Source organism: Agrococcus citreus (assembly GCF_039527715.1).
Classification (GTDB): Bacteria; Actinomycetota; Actinomycetes; order Actinomycetales; family Microbacteriaceae; genus Agrococcus; species Agrococcus citreus.
Genome location: NZ_BAAAKK010000004.1, coordinates 140608 through 153597, shown reverse-complemented (window position 1 = coordinate 153597; position 12990 = coordinate 140608). Strand labels below are relative to the sequence as shown.

Below are 12990 nucleotides of genomic sequence, written 5' to 3'. Positions count from 1 at the left end.
TTCACCGTAGCGTGGGCTCAACGGCCCACCACGAAGGGAACTGTTCGATGAAGATCGTCGTGCTCTTGAAGCCCGTGCCCGACACCTACGGGCAACGCGTGCTCGACCTCGAGACGGGGCTCGCCGATCGCGCCGCGAGCGAGACGGTCATCGACGAGATCGGCGAGCGCGCCCTCGAGGCCGCGATCAAGCACGCCGAGCAGGCCGGCGACGCCGAGGTGGTCGTGCTCTCGATGGCACCCGGCGACGCGCAGGCGGCGCTCCGCAAGGGACTCGCGATGGGCGCGGCCTCGGCCGTGCACATCACCGACGAGCGGCTCGCGGGCGCCGACTACGTGCGCACCGCCGAGGTGCTCGCCGCGGCGCTGCGCAGGACCGGCTTCGACCTCGTCGTCACTGGCGACGCATCCACCGACGGCAACGGCGGCGTCATGGCCGCGATGCTCGCCGAGCTGCTCGACGCCCCCGGCATCACGCGGCTCGAGTCGCTCGAGATCACGGCGGATGCGGTGCGCGGCATCCGCGCGACCGACGGCGGGTCGATGGTCGTCCACGCATCGCTCCCCGCGGTCGTCTCGGTCACCGAGAAGCTGCCCGACCCGCGCTTCCCGGCGCTGCGCGGCATCATGAACGCCAAGAAGAAGCCCGTCGAGCAGCTGACGCTCGACGACCTGCCGCTCGACGAGGTCGGCGCCGCGCTCGACGAGACGGCGGCGCCGCGCTCGATCATGACCGCGGTGACCGAGCGCCCGCCGCGCGCCGCCGGCACGATCATCACCGACGAGGGCGACGCGGGCGAGCGCATCGCGGCCTTCCTGGCCGAGCGGAGGCTCGCGTGAACCCCATCCTCGTGCTGCTGCCCGCCGCCCCGGCGGGCGGGCTCATCGCCGGCGCTGCAGAGGCGCTCGGCGCCGCCGCCGCGGTCGGCACGCCCATCGCGGTCGTGACCGGGCCGACGGATGCGCTGCCCGCGCTCGCGGAGCAGGCCGCATCGTTCGGTGCCGCGCGCGTGCACACGGCCGTCGTCGACGGCACCGAGCTCGGCGCGCCCGCCACCGACGCGTTCGAGGCTGCCGTCCGCCTCGTGGAGCCGGAGCTCGTGCTCGTGCCGGCGACCGTCGAGGGACGAGAGGCTGCCGGGCGGCTCGCCGCCCGCCTGCGCGCGCCCATCGCCTCCGACATCGTCGGCGTCGCGCGCGACGAGCAGGGCGTCGTCGTGCGCCACTCCGTCTACGGCGGAGCCTACGACTCCGAGTCGGCAGCGACCTTCGGCACGCTCGTCGCGACCGTGCGGCTCGGCTCGATCGATGACCGCGCCGAGGCGGCGACCCCCGACGTCCAGGCGCTCGACGTGCAGGCATCCGGTCGCCGCGCGGCGACCGTCGAGAGCTTCGAGCCGGTGGCGCAGGAGTCGAGCCGGCCCGACCTGCGCATCGCGAAGCGCATCGTCGCGGGCGGCCGTGGCCTCGGGTCGAAGGAGCAGTTCGCGCTCATCGAGCAGCTCGCCGACCAGCTCGGCGCGGCGGTCGGTGCCTCGCGCGCGGCCGTCGATGCGGGCTACGTCGAGCCGGGTGCGCAGGTCGGCCAGACCGGCACGTCGGTCTCGCCCGACCTCTACCTCGCGGTCGGCATCTCGGGCGCGATCCAGCACCGCGCAGGCATGCAGACGGCCAAGACGATCGTCGCGATCGATCGGGATGGGTCTGCCCCCATCTTCGAGATCGCCGACCTCGGCGTCGTGGGCGACCTCTTCACGATCGTGCCGCAGCTCGTCGCCGCGCTCGAGGCGCGGAAGGGCTGACGGTGGCGGGCGCGGTGGTGGTGCGGCGCGGGCTCCCGCGCGTGCCCGGCGGAGAGCCGTGGCCGCCGGAGGGCACGGCGCTCGCGCCTGCCGAGGCGTCGGTCGCCGCGGAGCCGGCGCCCGTCAGCACGGCGATCGCCGCCGAGACCGCCCCGGCCGTTGTCGAGGAGCCGCCCGGGACGAGCTCGGCACCGGCCGCGACGCCGCAGGCTCGAGCCGAGGCCCCGTCCGCGATGGGCGGCGCGACCATCCGCCGCGGACTGCCGCGCGTCGCCGGAGGTGATCCCTGGCCGCCCGCCGGAGGAGCGCCCGCGCTGGCCGCGGCACCCGAGCCGGAGGTGCGTGCCGAAGCGACCGCAGCGCCGGCCGTGGCCGTGCCGTCGCGGCAGCCCGCTGCCGCTGCCGCGACCGACGTGGTCGCTCCGGCATCGGAACCTGCAGCGTCCGAGCAGGGTCTCGCGGTCGATGCCTCTGCCGAAGCGATCCGCCGCGGCCTCCCGCGCGTGCGCGGCGGCGAGCCGTGGCCACCGCACGGAACGGCACCCGCTCGTTCGAGCGGTGCCGAGGCGCCTCGTCCCGCCGCTGCCCGAGCGCTGGAGGAGAGCCGGCCGGCCGAGACGCCAGCGGCCGCTCCCGCACCGCTCGCGTCGCAGGCGGTCCCCGTCGCCGAGCCTGTCGCCGCCGCGGAGCCCGCTGCCGCTCCGACACCCGCTGCCGCTCCCCAGCCCGTTGCGCCTCGGGAGCCTGCTGCGGCCTCGCAGCCGACTGCCGCCCCGGCCCCCTCCGCCGCAGCGAAGCCGGCCGCCGCAGCGAAGCCGACTGCCGCAGCGAAGCGGCCCACGGCATCCGCGGCCCCGGCTGAGCCCTCGATGCGCCCGGTCACGCCGCGCCAGTGGATCGCGACCGGCGTGCTCGTCTCGCTCGCGATCATCGGCGCCGCGACCATCATCGTCGCGATCGCGCGCTGGTTCGTCGGGCTCGAGCCCGTCGCCGCGTTCATGCAGCAGCACTCGGGCACCTACGCGCTGCCCGAGGGAGCGCCCGTCGGCCTGCCGCCGTGGCTGAACTGGTCGCACTTCTTCAACGCGCTGCTCATCGTGCTGATCATCCGGTCGGGCCTGCAGGTGCGGTACGAGCGCAAGCCCGACGCGTACTGGACCCCGAAGCGCGGCGGCAAGAAGACCTCGCTCTCGGTGTGGCTGCACACGAGCCTCGACGTGCTCTGGGTCGTCAACGGCCTCGTCTTCGTCGTGCTGCTCTTCGCGACCGGTCAGTGGATGCGCATCGTGCCGACGAGCCTCGAGGTCTTCCCGCACGCCGTCTCCGCGGGGCTGCAGTACGCATCCCTCGACTGGCCGACCGAGCACGGCTGGGTGAGCTACAACGCGCTGCAGCAGCTCGCCTATTTCGTGACGGTCTTCGTCGCGGCGCCGCTCGCCATCATCACGGGGCTCCGCATGAGCCGCTGGTGGCCGCAGGGCCGCGCCGGCCTCGACCGGTCGTTCCCCGTCGAGTGGGCGCGGGCGGTGCACTTCCCGGTGATGCTCTACTTCGTCGTGTTCATCGTCACGCACGTGCTGCTCGTCATGACCACGGGGGCGCTCCGCAACCTCAACCACATGTACGCGTCGCGGGAGGCGGATGACTGGCTCGGCTTCGCGCTCTTCGCCGGCTCGCTGCTCGTGATCGCCGCCGCGTGGTTCGCCGCCCGGCCGTCGCTGCTCGTGCCGATCGCGCAGCGCTTCGGCACGGTCTCGTCGCGCTGACCCACGCGGGTCGAGCCGCTCCGCGCGCGCAGCGCGCCCCGCTGCCGGTCGAGCCGCTCCGCGCGCGCAGCGCGCTGAGCGTGTCGAGACCAGCCCTTGCGCGGATCGGCGGGAAGGCCCGCTACTTCACGACGTCGACCTGCTCCGTCGGCGGCGGCAGCGTGAGCGTGCCCGTGCGGGTCATCCGGTCGCTGCGACGCGCCCGCGCCCACCAGATGGCGCCGAGCGCGAAGGCGAGGAGGCACGTCATGGCCGCGACGAGCAGGCCCGAGCGGGGCCCGAACATGTCGGCGACCCACCCGACGATCGGCGCACCGATCGGCGTGCCGCCCATGAAGACGGCGCCGTAGAGCGCCATCACGCGACCGCGCATCTCGGGCGCGCTCGTGAGCTGCACCATCGAGTTCGCGTTCGTCATGAACAGCTGCGCCGTGAAGCCCGCCACCGCGAGGGCGACGCCGAAGACGATGATGTGCGGTGCGAGCGAGGCGAAGACGCACGCGAGCACGAAGAGGCCGAGGCCACCGATGATGTACGTCCAGCGGGGCCGCTCCGAGCGGGCGGCGAGCAGCGCGCCCGTCACCGATCCGATCGCCATGGCGGAGGAGAGGATGCCGAACGTGCTCGCGTCGGCCTGGTACTCGACGCTCGTCATCGTCGAGATGTAGATCGGGAAGTTGAGCCCGAACGTGCCGAGGATGAACGCCATCGTGAAGACGATGAGCAGGTCGCCGCGCTTCCGCACGTAGCGGAAGCCCTGCACGATGTCGCCGAAGCCCTTCGCGCCGCGCGGGCTCGGCTGCAGCTCGCGCGTGCGGATGCGCAGCAGCGCCACGAGCATCGCCGTGAAGGTGAGCGCGTTGATGAGGAAGACCGGGCCAGGCGCGACGAGCGCGATGAGCAGGCCGGCGACGGCGGGGCCGACGAGGCGAGCGCCGTGGAACGAGGCCGAGTTGAGGGCGACGGCGTTGGCGATGTCGTCCTGGCCGACGAGCTCCGACACGAAGGCCTGGCGCGCGGGCGCGTCGAAGGCCTGCACGATGCCGAACGCGAGCGCGAACATCTGCACGTGCCACAGCTCGACGATGCCCGTCGTCACCACGACACCGAGGATGAGCGCGAGCACGCCCATCGCCGATTGCGTCACGAGCAGCACCTTGCGCCGGTCGTACTTGTCGGCGATGAGCCCGGAGATCGGCACGAGCAGCAGCTGCGGCCCGAACTGCAGGGCCATGTTGATGCCCACCGCGGTGGCGTCGTTGTTCGTGAGCACGGTCAGCACCGTCCACGACAGCGCCGTGGACTGCATCCACGCACCGATGTTCGAGATGAGGGCGCCGGTGAACCAGGTGCGGTAGTTGAAGAGCCGCAAGGACCGGAACATCATTGCTCGGCGAGCCGTTCGATGATGGGCACGGCCCGCTCGAGCGTCGCGCGCTCGTCGGCGTCGAGCTGCTCGATGGCGTCCGCGAGCGCACGATTGCGGCGCTCGCGCGTCTCGGCGATCATCTCCTCGCCCTTGCCGCTGATGCGGAAGATCACCATGCGGCCGTCGCTCGGGTGATCGCTGCGCTCGACGTAGCCGAGCGACTCGAGGTGCTGCAGGGTCTTCACCATGCTGGGCGGCTTCACGCACTCGGCCGCGGCGATGCGCGCGAGCGTGGGCTCCTCGAGCTGCTGCATCGCGCCGAGCGCGGAGAGGTGGTGGAGCGACAGGTTCTCGTCGACCCGCTCGCGGCGCATCCGGCGCCCCATGCGCACGAGCGCCACGCGGAGGGAGTCGGCAAGGGCGATGGCAGGCATATCGTTAGTCTACCTCACGATATGCCTGCAGGCCAGGCTGAGCGCGTTCGCCTCCGACGAATCCGCGTGCCGAGCGGGAGGTCGGGCCGCTGCCGAGGCGGCCCTCAGTGTCAGCCGGCCGAGCCGGCGGAGTGCGCGGAGACGGAGCCGGCCGGCGCGACCGGCGCCGGTGCCGGCTGCTCCACCTCCGCGGGCGCGGGTGCCGGGACCTCCGTCGGCGCATCGGTCGGCGACGGCGCGACGATCCCGCCGAGGTCGATCGCCTTGCCCAGCGTCGAGCCGGGCGCATCGCCCACCGGGTCGCCGGCGGCCTCGCCGCGCACCTCGACGCCCGCGATGGGGCGTCCCGACGCATCCTGCACCGTCATCGCGCTCGCGAGGCTCACGGCGCCGATGGCGAGGGCGCCCATGCCGAGCACGCCGGCAGTGCCGGCGATGATCCACTGGTTGCGCTGCATGGATCCAGCCTCGGCGTCGCCCGTGAGCGCGCGAGGAGGGCCGGATGAGAGCTCTCTCATGTGCGCGGCGCGACGCTCGGCATCTCGCTGCGTCCGAGGATCTCGGCGCCGAGCGCGAGCTCGACCGCGGCCGTCTCGAGGTCGCCGCGCTCCGTCGGCGCGAGCGCGTGGGCGAGCACGTGCACGGCGGTGCGGTGGGCGACCCGCGCGCGGCTGGGCCGCGACGGCGCGAGCCATCGCGCGACCCCAGCATCGAGGAGTCGCCGGAAGCCCGCCGCGCGCTCGGCGTGGGCCCGCGCGAGCGCGATCGAGGCGACCAGGTGGCCGAGGAGGGCCGCCTCGTCGTCGGCCGGGTCGCCGAGCCCCGCGGTGTCGATGTCGATGACGCCCGAGATGCGGCTCGCGTCGTCCTCGGCGACGAAGAGCTGCCCGACGTGCAGGTCGCCGTGCACGGTGCGCCGCTCGGCGTCGTCGACGGCGGATGCGTCGGTCGCGTCGAGCGCGCGCTCGAGCGTCGCGAGCGCGGCGCGCACGGCGCTCGCGTCGTCGCCGGCGGCCCCGGCGCGGTCGAGCGCCGCTCGCATGCGATCGAGGTACCAGGGCGTGCGGGAGGCGAGCGAGTGCCGGGCGTCGCGCCCGGTGTCGACCCCGCCCATCCGCTCGCGCAGCGCCTCGATCGAGTCGAGCAGCCGCTCGGGGTCGAGCGCGTCGAGGCGCGACGTGAGCGGCACGCCGTCAGCCGTCTCGGTGAGCACGATGCCGAGCTCCGACCAGCCGGTGATCGGCGGCACGGGCACGCCGCCGGCCCGCAGCGACTCCTGCAGCTGCACGATCGCGGCGGACGACGCGGGGCGCACGATCTTGAGGTAGGTGTCGCGGTCGCCCGCGCGCATCCGGAACATGGCGCGCTTGCACGGTCGGTAGACGAGCAGCTCGGGGCGTCGGTCGATCGCGACGCCCATGCGCGCCATGAGCGTCGCGGCGGCGTCGGGGAACGAGGCCGGCGCGAGCGCGGGCAGCCACGGGTCGGCCGGGTGCAGCCAGATGCGCGCTTCGGGATGCGCCGGGTCGCCGAGCACGAGACCGGTCTCGACCTCGACCCGCTTGCCCGACGTGTCGACGTACCAGTAGCGCGGCGTCGCACCCGCCTCCTCGAAGCCGGTGAGCGCCCCGTGCCCGGAGGGCTCGCGGCTCAGCACGCGAAGCGAGCCGACGAGGTCGGCGCCGAGCGCGTCGCGCAGCAGCCGCTCCTCGTCGCTCATCCGGGCAGCGGTGTCATCGGTAAGCTCCACGACTCGATCCCACCAGATCCCGGCGGGCGGCGGGGCCACGTGAGGCTTCTCTCACACTCCTGCCATCGCGTCGCACCGAGTGGTTGCATGGAGGCGTGCCCGATGCCCCGCGATCCCGACTCCGCACCTGGACGGTGCGCTCGCGGATCGTCGGGCTGCTGACGCTGCTGTCGCTCGTGTCGGTCATCGCGGCAGGCGGCGTCGCCTACCTCGTCGACCGGGTGCGCGTGCTCGAGCAGGTCGACGCCAACCTCGGCGCGGCGCTCGACTCGGTGCGCTTCATCGTCGCCGAGCAGCAGTGGGACTCGAGCGACGACGCGATCCGTGCGATCGTGCAGCGGCTCGCGCCGGACGACAACACCGGCAGCCTCGGCATCGTCGACGGAGCGGCGGCCTGGCGGCCGGGCATCCAGCCCGACGTGCAGCTCGAGCGGCTGCCGGGGTTCGTCGATCGCGTCGTCGACGAGACGCGGGCGGGCGAGGTCGTGCTCGGCACCTACGTCGACGAGGGGCGCAGCATCCGCTACCTCGCGGCGCCGGTCGCGATCGGCGAACCGACGGGCGAGGCGCCCCGAGCCGTGTTCGTCACCGGCTACGACGTGGGCGCGGAGCTCGCCGAGCTCGACGGCGCCGCGCAGGTCTTCATCGTCACGGCGCTCGTCGCGACGGCCGCCACGTTCGGCATCGGCCTGCTCGTCTCCGGCCGACTGCTGCGCCCGATCCGCGACATGCGCGAGGTGGCGGAGCGCTCGTCGGCGTCGAACCTGTCGGAGCGCGTGCCGGTGACCGGCAAGGACGACGTCTCGCAGCTCGCCTCGACCGTCAACGGCATGCTCGACCGGCTCGGCCGCTCGCTCGACAGCCAGCGGCAGCTGCTGCAGGACGTCGGGCACGAGCTCAAGACGCCCATCACGATCGTGCGCGGCCACCTCGAGCTCGTCGACCCCGAGAGCCCCGCCGACGTGATCGAGACGCGTGAGCTCGCGATCGACGAGCTCGACCGGATGGCGCGGCTCGTCGACGACCTGCGGGCCGCCGCGCGACTGCGCGACCCCGCGGCCTTCGCGGTGCGCGAGACCGACGTGGCAGCGCTCGTCGAGCAGATCGCGGTGAAGGGGCAAGCGATCGAGGGCGCCGACCTCGACCCGCACGTCGAGGCGACCCCCGTGGTCGCCCGGCTCGATCCGGACCGCATCACGCAGGCGATGCTGCAGCTCGCCGCGAACGCGGTGCGGCACGCGCGGGGGCCGTTCGCGATCGGCTCGCGCGTGCGCGGCACCGACCTCGAGCTGTTCGTGCGCGATCGCGGTCCCGGCGTGCCGGACGACCTCAAGGCCGTCATCTTCGAGCGCTTCCGGCGGGGCGCCGCCGGCGGCCGCGGCGACGGCGGCTCGGGGCTCGGCCTCGCGATCGTCGCGCTCATCGCCGAGACGCACGGCGGCAGGGCATGGGTCGCGGATGCGGGGGCCGGGTCGGAGTTCATCCTCACCCTCCCGGGCGCGATCGTGCCGCGCTCGAGCGCCGAGGTCGAGCGGGACGCGGCACGCACCAGCCCGCCCAGCGACCGACCGGCGTCCGACCGACCGGCCGCCGACGACGCATCCGCCGACCGGCAATCCGCCGACGACGCATCCGCCGACCGGCCACCCATCGAGGAGCAGCAGTGGCATCGATCCTGATCGCCGAGGACGAGGCGCGCATCGCCGCGTTCGTCGAGAAGGGCCTGACCGCGGCCGGCTACACGACGCGCGTCGCGCCCACGGGGCCAGAGGCGCTCGACCTCGCGCTCACCGACGAGTTCGACCTGCTCGTGCTCGACATCGGGCTGCCCGGCATGGACGGCTTCGAGGTGCTCTCGCAGCTGCGAGGCTCGGGCTCGACGATGCCCGTCATCATCCTCACGGCGCGCGGCGGCGGCAGCGACACCGTCGCGGGCCTCGAGGGTGGCGCCGACGACTACATGGCGAAGCCGTTCCGGTTCGACGAGCTGCTCGCGCGCGTGCGGCTGCGGATGGCGTCGGCCGCCTCGGGAGCCGCGGTCGCCTCGGAGCTCTCGCACCGAGGGCTCGAGCTCGACATCCGCACCCGCCGCGCGCGGATCGACGGGCGCGAGGTCGACCTCTCGGGCCGCGAGTTCGCGCTCGCCGAGGAGCTCGTGCGCCACGCCGGCCAGGTGCTCTCCCGCGAGCAGCTGCTCAGCCGCGTCTGGGGCTACGACTTCGATCCCGGCTCGAACGTCGTCGACGTCTACATCCGCTACCTGCGCAACAAGCTGGGCGCCGACCGCATCGAGACGGTGCGGGGCATGGGCTACCGCCTCGACTGATGGCCGCCGCACGGGAAGCGCGATCGCTGAGGTCGTGAACGCGAACGCGGGGCGGGCGGCGTCAGCGCAGCGCGCGCACGCCCGCCACCCGGCGGGCACGGTCGAGCAGCAGGTCGGTCGCCTCGGGGGAGCGGTCGACGGCGCGGATGCCGTGGCCGACCAGGTGCAGCGCCGTCAGCGCCGCGGCGTGCGGCTCGCGCAGCCAGCGATCGGCGGCCTCGTCGGCGATGCCCTGCAGCAGCGCGGCGTCCGCCGTGCGGCCGGCGACCTCGTTGCGCGCAGCGCTCGCCATCGCGTGCCCCACGAACGCGGCGGCGTCGTCGGCGGGATCGCCGAGCCCCGCGGTGTCGACGTCGATGACGCTCGAGACCGCCCCGTCGGCGAAGAAGAGCTGCCCGATGTGCAGGTCGCCGTGGACGACGCGCGGGGGTCCCACGCGGCGCAGGTGCGGCACGAGGGCCGGCAGCAGCGCCCGCACGTCGTCGGCGCGGCCCGGCAGGTCGGCGGCGAGCCGATCGAGGTGCCAGTCGACGCGGGACCCGACGGATGCGCGCGCGATGCGCCGCGTGCGCACCATCAGCAGGTGTTCGCGCAGGTCGTCGACCGCGTCGAGCAGCTCCCCCACGGGCATGCGGCTCGCGGCCACCGGGCCCGGTGCCCCGGTCGCGTCGCGCACGACCACGACGCCGGCGGGCGTCCAGTGCACGACCTCGGGCGCCGGCACGCCGGCCGCGCGGCACGCGCCGTGGATCGCCGCGAGGTCCTCCGCCTCGCCGGGGCGCACGACCTTGATGAACAGGTGCACGTCGTGCTGCGTGAGCCGCACGACCGCCCGCCGCCCGGGGCGGTAGGCGAGCACGCGCGCGTCGATCGGCCCGTCGCTGCCCGCGGCGGCCGAGATCCTCGCGAGCCGCTGCGGGTCGAGCGCGGTGCGCAGCGCCGGCAGGCGGGGGTCGAGCGGATGCTTCCAGATGCGCGCCACGGTGACGCCCTCGCGGGAGCGGATCACGAATCCCGTCTCGTGCGCCACGTGCTGCCGCGAGCTGTCGACGAACCAGTCGCCCGCGTGCTCGCCGCCCTCGATGCCGAAGCGCGCGATGCTGCCCTCGCCGAAGGGCTCGACGGCGATGAGCCGACCGGCCTCGCCGATCGCCTTCTCCAGCAGCCGCTGCTCCAGCACGCGTCCATCGTCCCAGCATCGAGTGGGGGCACGCCGAGAAACTCGTGCCGCGGGAGCAAACATCCGTGCCCTGCGCCCTCGGGCGCGAGCGCTACTCGTCCGCCGGAGCCTCTGCGCGGCGGTCGAGCAGCCGCGTCCGCAGCGGGGTGAACACCCGGTCGAGCACCTCGAGCGCCTCGGTGTCGAGGCCACCGAGGAAGAGCTCCTCGACGTGCCGAGCATGCTCGGGCCGCGCCTTGCGCAGCCGCCGGCGACCCGCATCCGTCAGCACCGCATCGGTGCCGCGCCGGTCGACGGCGCTCGCCTCGCGCACGACGAGCCCCTCCTTCTCGAGCGCCGCGATGCGGTACGTGAGCCGGCCGGGCGCGAACGCGAGCGTGCGCGCGAGGTCGCCCATGCGCATCCGCAGGCCGTCGGCCTCCGAGAGCACGAGCAGCACGTTGAAGTCGCCGAGATCGATGCCGCTCGAGGCCTTCAGGCGGCGCTCGAGCTCGCTCTCGAGCAGCCGGGAGCCCTCGAAGTAGGAGCGCCAGGCGCGCGGCGCGAGCCCCCCGGCGCTCACGCGTGCCCCAGCATCTGCTCGAACGACAGGAACGCGTCGCCCGACTCGTCGAACGGGTCGGCCTCGCGGCGCCTGGGCAGCGCGACCATGAGGTCGGCGAGCTCCTTGCCCGCGCGCTCGATGCGGCGGTCGAGCCCGGCGCCCGTGCCCCAGTCCTCGCTCGCGGCGAAGACGCCCGTCGGCACGACCTGCGCCTTGAGGTAGGTGAACATCGGGCGCATCGCGGTGTCCATCACCATCGAGTGCCGCGCCGAGCCGCCGGTCGCGCCGAGCGCCGTCGGGATGGAGGCGAGCTGGCCCTCCTCGATCACGTCGAAGAACGACTTGAAGAGGCCCGAGTACGACATGTTGAACGTGGGCGTCACCGCGATGATCGCCTCGGCGTCGACGACCTCGCGGATGGCCGCCGCGAGCGCGTCGGACGGGTTGTGCGTGAGCATGTGCGCAGCGATGTCCTGCGCGAGCGGCCGCAGCACGACGTCGACCGCCTCGGTGTGCTGGCCGTGGCCCGCGAGCGCCGCGAGCGTCGCGTCGCGCAGCCGGTCGGCGAGCAGCTTCGTCGTCGACGGATCGCCGAGGCCGGCCGACACGACCGCGATGCGTGGCGAGGTCATGCCTCGGCCCCCTGGCGGGCGATCGAGGCGCCGGTGTCGAGGTCGTCGCGAGCGCTCTGCTGCTGCCACGCGTTGCCCTGCTCGCCGAGCTGCGTGCCCGCCTCGCGGGCCGCGGCGACGCGCGCGGCGTGCGTCGGCGCATCCGGCACGCCCGCCTGGCGCACCGCGTCGAACTCGCGGCGCAGCACCGGCACGACCTCCGTGCCGAGGATCTCGATCTGCTCGAGCACCTCCTCGAGCGGCAGCCCGGCGTGGTCGACGAGGAACATCTGCCGCTGGTAGTCCCCGGCGTAGTCGCGGAACGACAGCGTGCGCTCGATGACCTGCTCGGGCGTGCCGACGGTGAGCGGCGTCGCCTCGGTGAACTCCTCGAGCGACGGGCCGTGGCCGTAGACCGGCGCGACGTCGAAGAACGGGCGGAAGCGCTCCTTGGCCTCGCGCTCGGTCGACTTCATGAAGATCTGGCCGCCGAGGCCCACGATCGCCTGCTCGGGCTCGCCGTGGCCGTAGTGCGCGAAGCGCGAGCGGTACAGGCGCACCATGCGCTGCGTGTGCTCCTTGTTCCAGAAGATGTTGTTGTGGAAGAAGCCGTCGCCGTAGTACGCGGCCTGCTCGGCGATCTGCGGCGAGCGGATCGAGCCGTGCCAGACGAACGGAGCCACGCCGTCGAGCGGCGCGGGCGTCGAGGTGTAGCCGGTGAGCGGCGTGCGGTGCTTGCCCTGCCAGTTGACGACCGGCTCGGTCCAGAGCTTGCGCAGCAGCGCGTAGTTCTCGATCGCGAGCTCGATGCCGTCACGGATGTCCTTGCCGAACCACGGGTAGACGGGGCCGGTGTTGCCGCGACCCAGCGTGAGGTCGACGCGGCCATCGGCGAGGTGCTGCAGCATCGCGAAGTCCTCGGCGATCTTCACCGGGTCGTTCGTCGTGATGAGCGTCGTCGCGGTCGAGAGGATGAGGCGCTCGGTCTTGGCGGCGATGTGGCCGAGGATCGTGGTGGGGGAGGAGGAGAAGAACGGCGGGTTGTGGTGCTCGCCCGCGGCGAAGACGTCGAGGCCGACCTCCTCCGCCTTCTGCGCCATGGCGATCCAGCCCTTGATGCGCTCGTGCTCGGTCGGGGTGCGTCCCGTCGTGGGGTCCTGGGTGATGTCGCTCACCGAGAAGATGCCGAACTGCATGCTGCTCATGGTG

Annotated in this window: 13 protein-coding genes; 5 read left to right on the top strand and 8 right to left on the bottom strand. The window is 73.7% G+C overall.

Annotated features, from left to right (window positions below):
* Window positions 1-47: 47 nt before the first annotated feature.
* The 3 genes from ABD106_RS07755 to ABD106_RS07745 all read left to right on the top strand — a co-directional run bounded on the left by ABD106_RS07755 (window position 48) and on the right by ABD106_RS07745 (window position 3567).
* Window positions 48-839 (top strand): electron transfer flavoprotein subunit beta/FixA family protein, encoded by a 792-nt coding sequence (locus ABD106_RS07755; protein WP_343919060.1) that lies wholly within the window; start codon window positions 48-50, stop codon window positions 837-839.
* Window positions 836-1801, top strand: a complete 966-nt coding sequence (locus tag ABD106_RS07750) for an electron transfer flavoprotein subunit alpha/FixB family protein (protein ID WP_343919058.1) — start codon at window positions 836-838, stop codon at window positions 1799-1801. The genes ABD106_RS07755 and ABD106_RS07750 overlap by 4 nt, the downstream gene beginning before the upstream one ends.
* 869 nt (window positions 1802-2670) lie before the next feature.
* Window positions 2671-3567: a cytochrome b/b6 domain-containing protein gene (locus ABD106_RS07745; protein WP_343919056.1), complete on the top strand. Its 897-nt coding sequence runs from the start codon at window positions 2671-2673 to the stop codon at window positions 3565-3567.
* A gap of 121 nt (window positions 3568-3688) precedes the next feature.
* Here the strand turns inward: ABD106_RS07745 and ABD106_RS07740 are convergent, their stop codons facing one another.
* From ABD106_RS07740 to ABD106_RS07725, 4 genes are all read right to left on the bottom strand, one after another.
* Entirely contained in the window at window positions 3689-4939 is a 1251-nt protein-coding gene (locus ABD106_RS07740) for an MFS transporter (RefSeq protein ID WP_343919054.1), read from the bottom strand.
* A gap of 11 nt (window positions 4940-4950) precedes the next feature.
* Window positions 4951-5370: a MarR family winged helix-turn-helix transcriptional regulator gene (locus ABD106_RS07735; RefSeq protein ID WP_343919052.1), complete on the bottom strand. Its 420-nt coding sequence runs from the start codon at window positions 5368-5370 to the stop codon at window positions 4951-4953.
* 110 nt (window positions 5371-5480) lie between these two features.
* A complete protein-coding gene (locus tag ABD106_RS07730; RefSeq protein ID WP_343919050.1) occupies window positions 5481-5828 on the bottom strand; it encodes a hypothetical protein in 348 nt (115 codons plus the stop codon).
* A 56-nt stretch (window positions 5829-5884) separates the two neighbouring features.
* Window positions 5885-7120 (bottom strand): phosphotransferase family protein, encoded by a 1236-nt coding sequence (locus ABD106_RS07725; protein WP_343919048.1) that lies wholly within the window; start codon window positions 7118-7120, stop codon window positions 5885-5887.
* 95 nt (window positions 7121-7215) lie between these two features.
* Here ABD106_RS07725 and ABD106_RS07720 point away from each other — a divergent pair, with 95 nt between their 5' ends.
* Together ABD106_RS07720 and ABD106_RS07715 are read left to right on the top strand one after the other, a co-directional pair.
* Complete coding sequence (locus ABD106_RS07720) at window positions 7216-8799, top strand: sensor histidine kinase (RefSeq protein ID WP_343919046.1); 1584 nt, start codon at window positions 7216-7218, stop codon at window positions 8797-8799.
* On the top strand, window positions 8784-9446 hold the full coding sequence (locus tag ABD106_RS07715) for a response regulator transcription factor (RefSeq protein WP_343919045.1): 663 nt from the start codon (window positions 8784-8786) through the stop codon (window positions 9444-9446). Before ABD106_RS07720 ends, ABD106_RS07715 begins: the two co-directional genes overlap by 16 nt.
* A gap of 61 nt (window positions 9447-9507) precedes the next feature.
* On the opposite strand, the gene ABD106_RS07710 is transcribed toward ABD106_RS07715, so the two are convergent.
* The 4 genes from ABD106_RS07710 to ABD106_RS07695 form a co-directional block, all read right to left on the bottom strand.
* Window positions 9508-10626: a phosphotransferase gene (locus ABD106_RS07710; RefSeq protein ID WP_343919043.1), complete on the bottom strand. Its 1119-nt coding sequence runs from the start codon at window positions 10624-10626 to the stop codon at window positions 9508-9510.
* A gap of 91 nt (window positions 10627-10717) precedes the next feature.
* Window positions 10718-11188, bottom strand: coding sequence for a MarR family winged helix-turn-helix transcriptional regulator (locus tag ABD106_RS07705; RefSeq protein ID WP_343919041.1), 471 nt, complete (start codon window positions 11186-11188; stop codon window positions 10718-10720).
* A complete protein-coding gene (locus ABD106_RS07700) occupies window positions 11185-11802 on the bottom strand; it encodes a CE1759 family FMN reductase (RefSeq protein WP_343919039.1) in 618 nt (205 codons plus the stop codon). The genes ABD106_RS07705 and ABD106_RS07700 overlap by 4 nt, the downstream gene beginning before the upstream one ends.
* The gene (locus ABD106_RS07695) at window positions 11799-12977 is read right to left on the bottom strand and encodes an LLM class flavin-dependent oxidoreductase (RefSeq protein WP_343919421.1); all 1179 of its coding nucleotides are present in this window, start codon (window positions 12975-12977) and stop codon (window positions 11799-11801) included. Before ABD106_RS07695 ends, ABD106_RS07700 begins: the two co-directional genes overlap by 4 nt.
* Window positions 12978-12990 lie beyond the last annotated feature (13 nt).

What these genes read in the sequence shown, in the direction of transcription:
- ABD106_RS07755 (WP_343919060.1), top strand. Translation starts at nt 48, where the DNA reads ATGAAGATCGTCGTGCTCTTGAAGCCCGTGCCCGACACCTACGGGCAA.
- ABD106_RS07745 (WP_343919056.1), top strand. Translation starts at nt 2,671, where the DNA reads ATGCGCCCGGTCACGCCGCGCCAGTGGATCGCGACCGGCGTGCTCGTC.
- ABD106_RS07735 (WP_343919052.1), bottom strand. Translation starts at nt 5,370, where the DNA reads ATGCCTGCCATCGCCCTTGCCGACTCCCTCCGCGTGGCGCTCGTGCGC.
- ABD106_RS07730 (WP_343919050.1), bottom strand. Translation starts at nt 5,828, where the DNA reads ATGCAGCGCAACCAGTGGATCATCGCCGGCACTGCCGGCGTGCTCGGC.
- ABD106_RS07700 (WP_343919039.1), bottom strand. Translation starts at nt 11,802, where the DNA reads ATGACCTCGCCACGCATCGCGGTCGTGTCGGCCGGCCTCGGCGATCCG.
- ABD106_RS07695 (WP_343919421.1), bottom strand. Translation starts at nt 12,977, where the DNA reads ATGCAGTTCGGCATCTTCTCGGTGAGCGACATCACCCAGGACCCCACG.